Genomic DNA, 13,427 nt, shown 5'->3' on the forward strand with positions numbered 1-13,427 from the left:
GACCAGCCGCTCCCTCACCCGCGACGGGAGAGGCTGATGGAGCTTCACGACAAACGCATCCTGCTGATCATTTCCGGCGGGATTGCCGCCTATAAGAGCCTCGACCTGATCCGCCGGCTGCGCGAACGCGGGGCAGCCGTGCGCCCGGTGATGACGCGCTCGGCGCAGGAATTCATCACGCCGCTTGCCGTCGGCGCGCTCTCTGCCTCCCATGTCTACACCGATCTTTTTTCCCGCGAGGATGAGCAGGATGTCGGCCATATCCGGCTGGCGCGTGAATGTGACCTCGTTCTCGTCGCGCCGGCAACCGCCAGCCGGATGGCGAAGATGGCGCACGGCCTTGCCGATGATCTGGCCGGCGCCGTGCTTCTCGCCACAGACCGTCCGGTGCTGATGGCGCCCGCCATGAACCCGAAAATGTGGGATGCGCCCGCCACGCGCCGTAACCTTCAGACCCTGCAGAGCGACGGCATTCACCTCGTTGGCCCAAAGAGCGGCGAAATGGCCGAAAGCGGCGAGGCCGGCACCGGGCGCATGGCCGAGCCGCTGGAGATTGTCGCCGCTGTCGTGGCACTTCTGGCGCCCGGCGAAAAGCCGCTGGCCGGCAAGACGGCCATCGTCACCTCCGGGCCGACGCATGAACCCATTGACCCGGTGCGCTACATCGCCAACCGCTCCTCCGGCAAGCAGGGCCACGCGATTGCCGCTGCCCTTGCAAAACTTGGCGCCGAGGTGACGCTGGTCTCCGGCCCGGTGACGATCCCCGATCCGGCAGGCTTAAGGACCATCCATGTGGAAACGGCAGCCGAGATGCTGTCGGCGGTCACCTCCCATCTGCCCACCGACATTGCGGTGATGGTGGCAGCCGTCGCCGATTGGCGTGTTGCCTCATCCTCCGGCCAGAAGATCAAGAAGCAGCCGGGCGAAGCGCCGCCGCCGCTTAAGCTCACCGAAAATCCGGACATTCTGAAAACCGTCGGCCACCACGAACAGCGCCCGCGCTTCGTCGTCGGTTTTGCGGCCGAAACGCAGAATGTCGAGGAAAACGGCCGCCGGAAACTTGCCGCCAAGGGCGCCGACCTCATCGTCGCCAATGACGTCTCGCCGCAGACCGGCGTGATGGGCGGCGAGCGCAACCGGGTCATGCTGATTGCCGAAAACGGCATCGAAACCTGGCCGGACCTCGACAAGGTTGAGGTGGCGGAAAGACTGGCGGCGACGATTGCGAAACGGCTGAACGCGCTCTGAGCGCGCTCAGAAGCCGCCGAAGGCGAGCCCGACGAGCGCGCCGAGCCCCAGCAGAGCCACCGGGTGCGCGCGGGTGAAGGCTGCAAGGCCACCCGTCACACCCGTAATGGCCGCCAGCAGCCAGGAATGCACCGAGGCCACAGTAATGACGGCGGCACTCGCCGCCACCAGCCCTGCCGTGACCGGCACCAGCCCAGCCTGGACCACGGCCCGCCACGGCCGGTCGCGAAAGCGGTCCCACAGCGTCACGGCAAAGCAGGCAATCAGCGAGGACGGCAGGAATTTTGCCACCGAACTGACGAGAAGGCCGGAAAAGCCCGCCACATGCCAGCCGATCAGCGGCACGATCATCATGTTCGGGCCGGGGGCGGCCTGCGCCAGCGCAAAGAGCGCGCTGAATTCATCGGCCGTGACCCAATGCTGCACCTCCACCACGCGCCTTTGCATTTCCGGCAGCACGGAATTGCCGCCGCCAAAGGCAATCAGCGAGAGTTCGGTAAAGATCACCGCCAGTGCAATCAGGGTCCCACTCATCGTGAAAGCCTCCACGACAGGAAAATGGAAATGGGCGCCATCACCAGCATGGTGGCAAGCAGCGGCAGACGCAGCACGGCAATTGCCACGAACAGCACGACCACTATGGCAAGTGCCAGCGGCCTGTTGAGGAGCGGCTTCATCACCTTCCATGCGAGAGACACGAGCAGGCCGGCCGCGGCCGCCGCAAGTCCGGCAAACAGATGCTCGACAGACGGATCCTGCCGATAGCGGTCGTAGATGGCGCCGAGACAGATGACGATGGCCGTGGGGGCCGCGATAAGGCCCAGGATGGAGGCAAGCGCCCCGCGCCAGCCCTGAAACTTCATGCCGACCGCCACCGACATGTTGATGATATTGCCGCCCGGCAGAAACTGGCAGAGACCGAGCAGATCGGTGAACTCCTCCGCCGTCAGCCAGCGCCGGTCATCCACCATCATCCGCCGGGCCATCGGCAGCACCCCGCCGAACCCCATCAGCCCCAGTCCGAGAAATCCCGAAAACAGCTGGCCGTTTCCCGGTCTTTCTATGGCCTCGCCATCCATGTTGATCGTCGTCATTGCCCATGCCTTGTTGTCTTGCATCCAACTGCTATCCCGGCGCTTTCCCAATGTCCAATATATGGATAGGGTCATCTTCATATTCTGGAGATATGAACATGCTGGAAATCCGCCACCTGCGCTACGCCATTGCCGTTGCCGAAGAGGGCCACATGACGCGGGCGGCCGAGCGGCTGGGGCTCCAGCAGCCGCCGCTCAGCCAGCAGATCAAGGCGCTGGAGACGCTGGTGGGCGCACCGCTCTTTCGCCGCCTGCCGCGCGGCATGGAGATGACCGAGGCCGGGCGTGCCTTCGTGGAACGGGCGCGTCAGGTGCTGTTGGATCTCGATGCGACCGTGGATGCCGCCCGCCGCGCCGCGCGTGGCGAAACGGGGGCGCTTGCCGTCGGCTTTACCAGTTCGGCAGCGTTTCATCCGCTCGTCTCCTCCATTTTTCGCGGGCTGCGGCAGGCCCTGCCGGACCTTGCGCTGCGGCTGGAGGAAGGCGCGACAGACGAACTGACCGGCGATCTTCTGGCCGGCCGGCTGGATGCCGCCTTCATCCGCTCGGCAAGCGACACCCAGTCATCGCTGGTGATAAACCATGTCGACACGGAGGAAATGCTGCTCGCCATTCCCGACGTCCATCCGCTGGCGCATCCATCGCAGAAGAAGCGGCGGATCGAGCTTGCCGATCTCTGCGAAGATGTGTTCATCCTCTACCGGCGCCCAAGCGGCCAGGGACTCTACGACCGCATCATCGCCGCCTGCCAGAGGGCAGGGTTCAGCCCGCGCGTTGCCCAGGAAGCGCCGAAAATGGTGTCCACCTTAAGCCTTGTGGCCGCCGGCCTCGGCGCCTCGATCATTCCGGAATCCATGGCGCGGCTTGAAACCTTCGGTGTCGTCTACCGCCGCTTCACCCAGAGCTCCGGCCTCGTCGCGCCGCTTTATCTCGCGCTGCGTCGGGATGAACAGACAGGCGCTCTTGCCCGCTTTGTCGAGGAAGTGCGCCGCAACGTCAAAGGCGCCGGCAACCCGCCCGACGCATCCTGAGATCAGGCTGCTTCGAGCGCCGTCTGCGGCTGAAACGCAGTGCGCGAAAGACCGCTTGCCGACACGGTGACGGCGCTGCCGTCGGGGATCTCCTCCCAGGCGTCCACATCGTCATTCAGCGGTTCGGAGACAAGACAGTGGCCGGCAGTGCCGCCCATCGGGGCGGCATAGAGGGTCGGCGGACGGTGATCGGTGGCATAACGCACCGCATAAAGGCTTGCGCCATCGGAGAAGGCCGCCGTAAAGCGCACCAGCGGGCTGACATCGTGAGCGCGCGACAGATCCTCGACCGTCGCAATGGCGCGCGCCATGGCGCCGAGCGGATCCCCAGCCATTCCCATTTCAAGCGCCAGCAGGAACAGAAGTTCCGAATCCGTCGTGCCGTTGCGCGCCTCGAACAGTTCGTCCGACAGAAGTGCTTCCATGCGCCGGCGGATACGGTCGAAACCGGCGATCTGGCCATTGTGCATGAAGGACCAGTTGCGGTGGACGAAGGGATGGCAATTGTCGCGCCGGGTTGCCCCGTGCGTTGCAGCGCGCACATGCGCCAGAAACAGCGGCGAGCGGATCTGCCGCGACAGGCTGCGCAGATTGCAGTCGGACCAGGCCGGCAGGATATCGCGGTAGCGGCCCGGTTCCGGATGATCGCCATACCAGGCAATTCCAAAACCATCGCCGTTCGTCGCGGTCTTGGCACGGCTGGCGCAATGGCTCTGCTCGATGAGCGAATGGGCGGGCGAGGAGACAAGCTCCTCCAGATACAAAGGATTGCCGCGATAGGCAGCCCAACGGCACATGATCTCGTCCTGTTGCCAAACGTGCCACCGGAACGGCGGCTCTCACTGTTAAAAAGATCGACCTAAAAACTTAAGCGAGGGTTACCACGCATGCGCCCGGTTTCAACCCCTCGGCAATGGCGTTCGACCGGCAAGATGTCGATTTGATGACCACGACCCATCCCTCTCGAAAGCTCCTGCGTCCACCGCCGGCCTTGCCTTTTGTTCCAGCCGTCCTACCTCCCCCTCATGTTACCGACCGATACATCACGTGAAGACGGGGCGAGCGCCTTGCAACCGGATGGACAGGCACTCGAGGTCCTTTCGAGCGAGCCTCACGGCTGGGCGGTGTTTCTCGACATCGATGGCACGCTGATCGATCTGGCGGAGACGCCCGAAGGAATTGTCGTGCCGCCGGATCTGGCGGGCCATCTCGAGGCCCTGTCGAAACGGCTGGGAGGGGCGCTTGTACTGGTGACCGGCCGTGCCCTGCCCTTTGCCGATGCGTTGTTTTCGCCCCTCGTTCTGCCGATTGCCGGCTTGCACGGCGCCGAGCGCCGGCGCGCCGACGGCAGCATCGACAAGGTGGACGACACTCCGGCCTTTGCCACCCTCAAGCGCTCGCTGGAGCGCGTCACGGCCGACTGGCCGGGTGTCCTCATCGAGGACAAGGGGGCAGCCGTTGCCGCCCATTATCGGCAGGCGCCGGAACGGCAGGAGACGCTCCTTTCCGTCATGACCTCGGCTCTGGAAGAGGCCGGCCCCGATTACGCCCTGCAGCGCGGCAAGATGGTGATCGAGATCCGGCCCGCCCGCGCCAGCAAGGGGGCTGCCCTGCGCGCCTTCCTGTCCGAACCCGCCTTTGCCGGCAGAAAGCCCATCGCCATCGGCGACGACCTGACGGACGAGGCCATGTTCAAGGTCGCAAACGAGTTGGGCGGCCTCTCCATCCGCATCGGCGAGGGCGGTGAAACGGCAGCCCGTCTCAGCCTTCCCTCGGCCGAAGCCCTGCGACAGATCCTGAAGCGACTGGCCTCTGCCTGAGAAAACCCGCGTCCAAAGCCTCAAAAAGGAGTATGTCCCTTGAGCCGTCTCGTCGTCATTTCCAACCGCGTTCCCATGCCGGAGAAAAACGGCGATGCGCCTGCCGGCGGCCTTGCCGTGGCGCTGGAGGCTGCGCTGGAAGAGCGCGGCGGCGTCTGGATGGGCTGGTCGGGCAAATCCAGCGGCAGCAAGGAGCCCGCGCCGCTGAAGCTTACCGAGCGCGGCAACATCACCTATGCGCTGACCGATCTCACCCAGACGGATGTCGAGGAATATTACCACGGCTTTGCCAACCGCGTGCTCTGGCCGATCTGCCATTACCGGCTGGATCTCGCCGAATATGCGCGCAAGGAAATGGCCGGCTATTTCCGCGTCAACCGCTTCTTTGCCCATCGTGTCGCACCGCTGATCCAGCCCGACGACGTGCTGTGGGTGCATGATTATCATCTGATCCCGCTGGCTGCCGAACTGCGCCAGATGGGCTTTAAAAACAAGATCGGCTTTTTCCTGCACATTCCCTGGCCGCCGGCCGATGTGCTGTTTGCCATGCCGGTGCATGAGGAAATCATGCGCGGGCTTTCCCATTACGATCTCGTCGGCTTCCAGACCGATCATGATCTTGAAAACTTTCGCGGCGGCCTGGTGCGCGAAGGCTTTGGCAACGCCATCGGCGATGGCCTGTTCACCTCCAACGGGCGCACCTTCAAGGGCGATTTCTATTCGATCGGCATCGAGACGGCCGCCTTTGCCGAATATGCCCGCAAGGCCGCCAACAGCGTGATGGTGCGCAAGGCGCGCCAGAGCATGGAAAACCGCGATCTCATCATCGGCGTCGACCGGCTGGATTATTCCAAGGGCATCACCCAGCGCATCGATGCGTTCGAATCTTTCGTGCAGCGCAACCCGGCCCATCAGGGCAAGGTCACCTATCTGCAGATCACGCCGAAATCCCGCTCCGAAGTGCCGGAATACGAGCAAATGCAGCGCACCGTGGCCGAGCAGGCCGGTCGCGCCAACGGTGCGCTCGGTGCCGTCGACTGGGTGCCGATCCGCTATATCAACCGCTCCATCGGTCGCCCGGTTCTCGCCGGTCTTTACCGGCTGGCGAAGGTTGGCCTCGTCACGCCGCTGCGCGACGGCATGAACCTTGTCGCCAAGGAGTTCGTGGCAGCGCAGGATCCAGAAGATCCGGGCGTTCTCGTTCTATCCCGCTTTGCAGGCGCCGCGCGCGAACTGAAGGGCGGCCTTCTGGTCAACCCCTATGACATCGAAGGCACCGGCAATGCGATTGCGCGCGCGCTCACCATGGGGCTGGACGAACGCAAGCAGCGCTGGCGCGGCATGATGGATCATCTCCTGGAAAACGACGTCAAACGTTGGTGCGACGATTTTCTCGCCGACCTCACCAGCGATCAGCCGGCAGACACATCTGAACCAGCGGAAACGGCTGCAACAGATGCAAAGCCGGAGACGAGCCAGGCGCAGAGTTGATCGGTTTCCGCCGTTGCCTCTTCCGGCGGCAGGATCCAGTATCCCCGCTCCGGCGCCTGAAGTACCGGCCCGGTCTTGATGAGCAGCCCGGCCTCCAGCAGCGGATCGACAAGTCCGAGCCAGCCGAGCGCCAGCCCCTCGCCGGCAATCGCTGCCTGTACCACAAGCGCATAGGTGTTGAAGCACAAGACGCCCCGCCCGTCCGGAAGATCATGGCTGGTGCCAAGGTCGCGCAGATAGGCCTGCCAGTCATACCAGGGCGAGGGCCCTTGCGTATCGAGATGCAGCAGGATCGCCCGTGCGATGGCATCGGGACTGTCGAGCGGGCCGTTCTGTTTCAGGAAGCCCGGCGCGCAGACGGGCACCACCCGCTCGGGCAGGATGAGCGTTCCGACCCGCCCCAATTCGTCCCGCGTACCGAACACCACCGCCACCTCGCTCTCGGCCGGGCGCGCCCGTTCCTCCCGATGGGTGGCGACCAGCTGGATATCGACATCCGGATAAAGCGCGCGATAGGCATGCATGCGCGGCATCAGCCACAGCGCGGAAAAGGCATAGTCGGTGGAAAGCCTGAGCGCCGGGCGGCGTGGACTGCGCCGAAAACCCTGCACCACGCCATCCACATCCTCCACCGCCCGCCGCACCGCCTCGAATAGCCGCCGCCCCTCCGGCGTCAGCGCAACGCCCCGATGGCGCCGCTCCAGGAGGGCGACCTGCAAATGCGCCTCGATGCGGCGGATCTGGTAGCTCACCGCGGGTTGGCTCAGCCCCAGTCGCTCGGCGGCGACCGTGAAATTGCCGCTGCGCCCGACTTCGAAGAAGATCCGCATCCACCCCAGGTCAATCGGGCGCGCTGGCATAGAAAATCCTTTTGGCAAGCATTGAAACAAGCCCTCTTCACAGGCGTTCAGGCCTTTGTGATCAATAAACTGCTCGAAGAGAAGGGGAACTGCAATGAAAACCGTTTCGTGCCTTGCCCGGCTGATCGCCGGCCTCACCATCTCCGTCTGTGCTGCCGGTGCCGCTAATGCCGCAGACGACGCCGCCTGCAAGACCATCCGCCTGTCCGATCCCGGCTGGACGGACATTACCGCCACCAATGCGGTTGCCTCCGTCGTTCTGGACGGCCTCGGCTACACGGCGGATGTGAAGACGCTCTCGGTGCCGATCGGCTACCAATCGATGAAGAACGGCGAGATCGATGTCTTCCTCGGCAACTGGATGCCGGCCCAGAAGGCCTTTATCGACGACCTGACGAAGGCCAAGGCCATCGAGCAGATGGGCACCAATCTTGAAGGCGCGAAATTCACGCTTGCCGTCCCGACCTATGTCGCGGACAAGGGCATCAAGGATTTCGCCGACCTGCAGAAACAGGCTGACGGTTTCGGCAGGAAGATCTATGGCATCGAGCCCGGCGCGCCGGCGAACGCCAATATCCAGAAGATGATCGACGCCAATGATTTTGGCCTCAAGGGCTGGGAACTGGTGGAATCGGGTGAACAGGCCATGCTGGCGCAGGTGGAGCGCGCCGGTCGCGACAAGGGTGATATCGTCTTCCTCGCCTGGGCACCGCACCCGATGAACACGAAGTTTTCGCTGACCTACCTTTCCGGCGGCGATGCCTATTTCGGCCCCAACTTCGGCGGTGCCGAGGTTCATACGCTGGCGCGCACCGGCTGGCCGGCCAAATGCCCGAACGCGGCCATGCTGTTTAAGAACATGCGCTTTGAGATCGGCATGGAAAACGAGTTGATGGGCGCTATCCTTGGCGGCGAGGAGCCGAAGGCCGCGGCCAAGACCTGGCTGAAGGCCAATCCGAAAACCATCGAGCCTTGGCTTTCCGGCGTTTCGACGCTTGATGGCAAGCCTGGCCTTGCAGCCGTTACCAAAAGCCTCGGCCTCTGATCCCAAAACACGATCGCAGCAGGATATCCGCATGACCCGGCCAAACATTCTCATTCTGATGGTGGACCAGCTGAACGGCACGCTGTTTCCCGACGGGCCGGCGGATTTCCTCCATGCACCGCATCTGAAAGCGCTGGCAAAGCGGTCCGTCCGCTTTGCCAACACCTATACGGCAAGCCCTCTCTGCGCGCCGGCGCGGGCAAGCTTCATGTCCGGCCAACTGCCGAGCCGCACCCGCGTCTACGACAATGCCGCCGAATTTGCCTCCGATATCCCGACCTATGCCCATCACCTGCGCGCCAGCGGCTATTATACGGCGCTGTCTGGAAAGATGCATTTCGTCGGACCCGACCAGATGCACGGTTTCGAGGAACGCCTGACCACCGACATCTACCCTGCCGATTTCGGCTGGACGCCGGATTATACCAAGCCCGGCGAGCGAATCGACTGGTGGTATCATAACCTGGGCTCCGTCACCGGCGCCGGCATTGCCGAAATCACCAACCAGATGGAATATGACGACGAGGTGGCCTTCCATGCCTCCGCCAAGCTCTACGACCTTTCCCGCCGCGCCGACGAGCGCCCGTGGTGCCTGACCGTCAGCTTCACCCATCCGCACGATCCTTATGTCGCGCGCAAAAAATACTGGGACCTTTACGACGATTGCGCCGCGCTCGACCCGCCGGGCGACATCCCCGCCTTCGAGGATCTCGACCCGCATTCGAAACGCCTGCTGGAGGCCTGCGATTTTCGCGCCTTCGACATCACGCGGGAACAGGTGCGCCGCGCCCGCCAGGGTTATTTCGCCAATATATCCTATGTCGATGACAAGATCGGCGAGCTTCTGGATGTGCTGAACCGCACCAGGATGGCGGAGAATACCGTGATCCTCTTTGTCTCCGACCATGGCGACATGCTGGGGGAAAAGGGCCTGTGGTTCAAGATGTGCTTCTTCGAGGGATCTGCCCGCGTACCGCTGATGATCGCAGCGCCCGGCTGGCAACCGGCGTTGGTCGAACAGCCGGTCTCGACGCTCGACGTGACGCCGACGCTTGCGGGCCTTGCCGGCATCGATATGGCCTCGCTTGCCCGCTGGACCGATGGCGAGAACCTTTCGGCACTGGCCAGGGGAACCGGCTCACGCAATCCCGTTCCGATGGAATATGCCGCTGAAGGCTCGATTGCGCCGCTGGTGGCGCTTCGCGACGGCCGCTTCAAGCTGACGCTCTGCGAGGCCGATCCGCCGCTGCTGTTTGATCTCAAAACCGATCCGCACGAGTGCGAAAACCTTGCCGGCAATCCGGACCATGCCGCAACCATGATCCGCATGACCGGCGCCATGCTTGCGCGCTGGGATCTTTCCCGCTTTGATGAGGCCGTGCGCGAAAGTCAGGCGCGGCGCTGGGTGGTTTATCCCGCACTGCGCAACGGCGCTTATTTTCCCTGGGATTACCAGCCGCTGCAAAAAGCATCCGAGCGCTACATGCGCAACCACATGGACTTGAACGTGCTGGAAGAGAGCAAGCGTTTTCCGCGGGGGGAGTGAACTCGCAGATTCAACCCGTTCTCGATTCCAGTCCCCCTCTGGCTGCCGCCATCTCCCCCACAAGGGGGGAGAACCCGTGTGGTAAACACCCCGGTTTGAATCGCCGGCAGAACGACTGGGTTAAGCCCTCCCCCTTGTGGGGAGGGTGGGGAGGGGAAGCCCCCCTCACGCCGCCTTGGCGACGTGGTATTCCTTGATGGCGACCATCTTGATCGCCGGATAGCGCTCCGCCTCGTAACGCAGCGAAAACTGGTCCTGCGCCAGAAACACCGGATCGCCATCGAGGTCGCGGGCGATATCGCCGCGCTTGACGGTGAGGAATTTTTCCAGCTCCGCCGGCTGGTCCGACGAAATCCAGCGGCAGACCGAAAAGCGCGACATTTCGAACGACACCGGCAGCGTATATTCCGCCGACAGCCGCTCCTTCAGCACGTCGAGCTGCAGCGCGCCGACGACGCCGACGATGGCGGGCGAACCGTCTTCCGGCGAAAACAGCTGCACGACGCCTTCTTCGGCCATCTGCTGCAGCGCTTCCTTCAGCTTTTTCGCCTTCATCGCATCCTCCAGCCGCACGCGGCGCAGGATTTCCGGCGAGAAGTTCGGCACGCCCTGGAAGACGAGGTTTTCGCCTTCCGTCAGCGTGTCGCCGATGCGCAGCGTGCCGTGGTTGGGGATCCCGACCACGTCGCCGGCATAGGCCGTATCGGCGAGCTGCCGCTGCGAAGCAAAGAAGAACTGCGGTGCCGTCAGGCCCATCAGTTTTCCCGTGCGGGCAAGCTTTGCCTTCATGCCGCGCTCCAGCTTTCCCGAGCAGATGCGGGCAAAGGCGATGCGGTCGCGGTGGTTGGGGTCCATATTGGCCTGGATCTTGAAGACGAAGGCCGTCATCTTGTCTTCAGCCGCATGCACCTTGCGCACATCCGCCACCTGGTCGCGCGGCGGAGGGGCAAAATCGCCAAGCGCGTTGATAAGATCGCGCACACCAAAATTCCTGAGCGCCGAGCCGAAGAAGACCGGCGTCATATGGCCTTCGAGAAAGGCCTGGCGGTCAAACGGGCGACAGGCCTCGCGCGCCAGTTCCAGCTCGTCGATAAAGGCATCGCGTTCGTTTTCCGGCAGATGCTCGGCCACGCTCTGCGGACCGTTCACCGGCGTCGGCTCCACCTGCGTATCGGAGCCGCGATAGGTGTTTTGCGCCAGATTGTAGGAACCGCAGAAATTCTTCGAACGCCCGACGGGCCAGGTCACCGGGGCCGTATCGAGCGCCAGCTTTTCCTCGACCTCGTCCAGGATCTCAAACGTGTCGCGCGCTTCGCGGTCCATCTTGTTGACGAAGGTGATGATCGGGATGTCGCGCATCCGGCACACTTCAAACAGTTTTAGCGTGCGCGGTTCGATGCCTTTGGCGCCATCGATCACCATGACGGCGGCATCCACCGCCGTCAGCGTGCGATAGGTATCGTCGGCAAAGTCCTCGTGGCCGGGCGTATCGAGAATGTTGAAGACATTGCCATCAAATTCGAAGGTCATGACCGAGGTCACGACCGAAATGCCGCGTTCGCGCTCGATCTTCATCCAGTCGGAGCGCGTCTGGATGCGGTCTTTCTTCGCCTTCACCTCACCGGCCAACTGGATGGCGCCGCCGAACAGCAGCAGCTTTTCCGTCAGTGTCGTCTTGCCGGCGTCCGGGTGCGCGATGATCGCGAAGGTGCGGCGGCGGGAAACCGCCTCTGCAATGCTTTCGGCCATTGGTCAAAAATCCTTTGAGTTGCCGCGTATCTAGCGATTTAAGGCCGAGTATGCAATTGACCTCGACAACAGGAATGGCCCGCGCCGCAGAAGGAGAGCCCGACATGTCCGACACGCGCCCTGACCCGAACGCGGATCCCGGCATTAGCCGAAGCGGCCCGATGCTCAACCTCGTGCGCCTTGCCCATGGCGAAGGCCTGGAGCTTCCCGCCTATGAGACGGCCGGCGCCGCCGGCATGGACATCCGCGCCGCCGTCTCCGACCCGATGACCCTTGCGCCGGGCGCCCGCGCACTCGTGCCGACCGGCTTCATCTTCGAGATCCCGCACGGCTTTGAAATGCAGGTGCGCCCGCGCTCCGGCCTTGCCTTCAAGCACGGCGTGACCTGCCTCAACACGCCCGGCACCATCGACAGCGATTACCGCGGCGAAGTGAAAGTGCTGCTGATCAACCTCGGCGATGCCGATTTCATCATCGAGCGCGGCATGCGCGTGGCCCAGCTCGTCATTGCTCCCGTGGTGCAGGCGGGCGTCACGGAAACCGATACGACGAGCGAAACCGCCCGCGGTGCCGGCGGCTTCGGCTCGACAGGCGTCTGATCATGCCCCGGGCCGCCGACACGTCCCGGCTTGTTCTGCGGTCGGATTATTTTGACGATCCCCGGGCCTGGCATGCCTTCTGCGACCTTCTGAAGGATATCTTCGGCATCGATGTGACGCCGCTGGAAGGCCTCGGCGGCCCGGACCCGACCTGCAGTCCCACGGGCTTTTTCGACCAGGACGGCTGCTGCATCGCCAATCTCAGCGCTTTCTCAATGCCGCTCATGATCGCGGGAAGGATCGTGCGCGCCGCCGGCTGGCAGTCCGGCGCGGTACGCCCCGCATGGCGTGGCCGCGGCCTGTTCCGGCAGCTCATGGACATCACCTTCGACCGCTGCCGCGCCGCCGGTTATGAGGCCATGGTGCTGACGACCCGGCATCCCGGCCTCTACGAGCCCTACGGCTTCAAAACCCTGCCGCAGGCGCGCTTTTTTTGCCCCACTCCGTCACGGCCAGTCTCTGCACGGGTTGCGTCGACTACAGTTTCACGCGCACGCCGGCTCGATATCCGCGATGCCTCAGATCTTGCCCTCCTCCGCAAAGCCCTTGCGGACCGCACGCCGGTCTCAAAAAATTTCGCCGTGCTCGATCAGTCCCACATGTTCCTGCTCAACGCTTGGCTTTCTCCCTCCGTTTCCCTGCACTGGCTCGAACACGCAAACTGCATCGTGGCTACGGATGTATCATCGCCCGACCGCCTGTCGCTCCTCGATGTCATCGCAAGCGAGATGCCGACGCTGAGCCAGCTTCAAGCCGCCCTCGCCCCGACGGCCGTTGAGGTGGATGTCCATTTCCCGCCGGATCTCCTTTCGATCTCCGACGGCTTTGCAACAACAGCTGCCGACGACGGGCTTGCACTGATGATGTGGCACCGCGACGGCGAGTTCCCCGCAGGCCCGGTGCGGCTTTCACCCATGGCGGATTTCTGATCGGCTTCTCCTTCG

General features: G+C 63.5%; 13 protein-coding genes. 8 read left to right on the forward strand and 5 right to left on the reverse strand.

The window, feature by feature from the left end; all coding sequences use genetic code 11:
• Positions 1 to 36 precede the first annotated feature (36 nt).
• The gene (gene coaBC / locus J2858_RS05910) at positions 37 to 1,248 is read left to right on the forward strand and encodes a bifunctional phosphopantothenoylcysteine decarboxylase/phosphopantothenate--cysteine ligase CoaBC (RefSeq protein ID WP_210103770.1); all 1,212 of its coding nucleotides are present in this window, start codon (positions 37 to 39) and stop codon (positions 1,246 to 1,248) included.
• Positions 1,249 to 1,254: 6 nt separating this feature from the next.
• Here the strand turns inward: coaBC and J2858_RS05915 are convergent, their stop codons facing one another.
• Positions 1,255 to 1,782 (reverse strand): chromate transporter, encoded by a 528-nt coding sequence (locus tag J2858_RS05915; protein WP_210103771.1) that lies wholly within the window; start codon positions 1,780 to 1,782, stop codon positions 1,255 to 1,257.
• Entirely contained in the window at positions 1,779 to 2,342 is a 564-nt protein-coding gene (locus J2858_RS05920) for a chromate transporter (RefSeq protein ID WP_210103772.1), read from the reverse strand. The genes J2858_RS05915 and J2858_RS05920 overlap by 4 nt, the downstream gene beginning before the upstream one ends.
• A 98-nt stretch (positions 2,343 to 2,440) precedes the next feature.
• On the opposite strand from J2858_RS05920, the gene J2858_RS05925 reads away from it, so the two are divergent.
• Positions 2,441 to 3,373 (forward strand): LysR family transcriptional regulator, encoded by a 933-nt coding sequence (locus J2858_RS05925; protein ID WP_210103773.1) that lies wholly within the window; start codon positions 2,441 to 2,443, stop codon positions 3,371 to 3,373.
• 2 nt (positions 3,374 to 3,375) lie between these two features.
• Here J2858_RS05925 and J2858_RS05930 read toward each other — a convergent pair whose 3' ends face one another.
• Positions 3,376 to 4,170, reverse strand: a complete 795-nt coding sequence (locus J2858_RS05930; protein WP_210103774.1) for a class II glutamine amidotransferase — start codon at positions 4,168 to 4,170, stop codon at positions 3,376 to 3,378.
• Positions 4,171 to 4,440: 270 nt separating this feature from the next.
• On the opposite strand from J2858_RS05930, the gene otsB reads away from it, so the two are divergent.
• Positions 4,441 to 5,193, forward strand: a complete 753-nt coding sequence (gene otsB / locus J2858_RS05935; RefSeq protein ID WP_245365550.1) for a trehalose-phosphatase — start codon at positions 4,441 to 4,443, stop codon at positions 5,191 to 5,193.
• A gap of 39 nt (positions 5,194 to 5,232) precedes the next feature.
• Positions 5,233 to 6,684 (forward strand): alpha,alpha-trehalose-phosphate synthase (UDP-forming), encoded by a 1,452-nt coding sequence (otsA, locus tag J2858_RS05940; protein ID WP_210103776.1) that lies wholly within the window; start codon positions 5,233 to 5,235, stop codon positions 6,682 to 6,684.
• Here the strand turns inward: otsA and J2858_RS05945 are convergent.
• Complete coding sequence (locus tag J2858_RS05945) at positions 6,606 to 7,544, reverse strand: choline sulfate utilization transcriptional regulator (RefSeq protein WP_210103777.1); 939 nt, start codon at positions 7,542 to 7,544, stop codon at positions 6,606 to 6,608. The two genes, otsA and J2858_RS05945, sit on opposite strands and share 79 nt — an antisense overlap.
• 94 nt (positions 7,545 to 7,638) lie before the next feature.
• Between J2858_RS05945 and J2858_RS05950 the strand changes: the two genes are divergently transcribed.
• Both J2858_RS05950 and betC read left to right on the forward strand, forming a co-directional pair.
• The gene (locus J2858_RS05950; RefSeq protein WP_210103778.1) at positions 7,639 to 8,589 is read left to right on the forward strand and encodes a choline ABC transporter substrate-binding protein; all 951 of its coding nucleotides are present in this window, start codon (positions 7,639 to 7,641) and stop codon (positions 8,587 to 8,589) included.
• Between the two features lie 31 nt (positions 8,590 to 8,620).
• The gene (gene betC / locus J2858_RS05955) at positions 8,621 to 10,135 is read left to right on the forward strand and encodes a choline-sulfatase (RefSeq protein WP_210103779.1); all 1,515 of its coding nucleotides are present in this window, start codon (positions 8,621 to 8,623) and stop codon (positions 10,133 to 10,135) included.
• 165 nt (positions 10,136 to 10,300) lie between these two features.
• On the opposite strand, the gene J2858_RS05960 is transcribed toward betC, so the two are convergent.
• Positions 10,301 to 11,884 carry a peptide chain release factor 3 gene (locus J2858_RS05960; RefSeq protein WP_210103780.1) on the reverse strand — a complete coding sequence of 528 codons (1,584 nt, stop codon included), beginning with the start codon at positions 11,882 to 11,884 and terminating at the stop codon, positions 10,301 to 10,303.
• A 104-nt stretch (positions 11,885 to 11,988) separates the two neighbouring features.
• Here J2858_RS05960 and dut point away from each other — a divergent pair, with 104 nt between their 5' ends.
• Positions 11,989 to 12,483 (forward strand): dUTP diphosphatase, encoded by a 495-nt coding sequence (dut, locus tag J2858_RS05965; protein WP_210103781.1) that lies wholly within the window; start codon positions 11,989 to 11,991, stop codon positions 12,481 to 12,483.
• 2 nt (positions 12,484 to 12,485) lie between these two features.
• Positions 12,486 to 13,412 carry a GNAT family N-acetyltransferase gene (locus tag J2858_RS05970; RefSeq protein WP_210103782.1) on the forward strand — a complete coding sequence of 309 codons (927 nt, stop codon included), beginning with the start codon at positions 12,486 to 12,488 and terminating at the stop codon, positions 13,410 to 13,412.
• Positions 13,413 to 13,427 lie beyond the last annotated feature (15 nt).

Source organism: Neorhizobium galegae, from assembly GCF_017877135.1.
In the GTDB taxonomy this organism is placed as follows: Bacteria; Pseudomonadota; Alphaproteobacteria; order Rhizobiales; family Rhizobiaceae; genus Neorhizobium; species Neorhizobium galegae_A.

What these genes read in the sequence shown, in the direction of transcription:
- coaBC (WP_210103770.1), top strand. Translation starts at nt 37, where the DNA reads ATGGAGCTTCACGACAAACGCATCCTGCTGATCATTTCCGGCGGGATT.
- J2858_RS05915 (WP_210103771.1), bottom strand. Translation starts at nt 1,782, where the DNA reads ATGAGTGGGACCCTGATTGCACTGGCGGTGATCTTTACCGAACTCTCG.
- J2858_RS05920 (WP_210103772.1), bottom strand. Translation starts at nt 2,342, where the DNA reads ATGACGACGATCAACATGGATGGCGAGGCCATAGAAAGACCGGGAAAC.
- J2858_RS05925 (WP_210103773.1), top strand. Translation starts at nt 2,441, where the DNA reads ATGCTGGAAATCCGCCACCTGCGCTACGCCATTGCCGTTGCCGAAGAG.
- J2858_RS05930 (WP_210103774.1), bottom strand. Translation starts at nt 4,170, where the DNA reads ATGTGCCGTTGGGCTGCCTATCGCGGCAATCCTTTGTATCTGGAGGAG.
- J2858_RS05945 (WP_210103777.1), bottom strand. Translation starts at nt 7,544, where the DNA reads ATGCCAGCGCGCCCGATTGACCTGGGGTGGATGCGGATCTTCTTCGAA.
- J2858_RS05950 (WP_210103778.1), top strand. Translation starts at nt 7,639, where the DNA reads ATGAAAACCGTTTCGTGCCTTGCCCGGCTGATCGCCGGCCTCACCATC.
- betC (WP_210103779.1), top strand. Translation starts at nt 8,621, where the DNA reads ATGACCCGGCCAAACATTCTCATTCTGATGGTGGACCAGCTGAACGGC.
- J2858_RS05960 (WP_210103780.1), bottom strand. Translation starts at nt 11,884, where the DNA reads ATGGCCGAAAGCATTGCAGAGGCGGTTTCCCGCCGCCGCACCTTCGCG.
- dut (WP_210103781.1), top strand. Translation starts at nt 11,989, where the DNA reads ATGTCCGACACGCGCCCTGACCCGAACGCGGATCCCGGCATTAGCCGA.
- J2858_RS05970 (WP_210103782.1), top strand. Translation starts at nt 12,486, where the DNA reads ATGCCCCGGGCCGCCGACACGTCCCGGCTTGTTCTGCGGTCGGATTAT.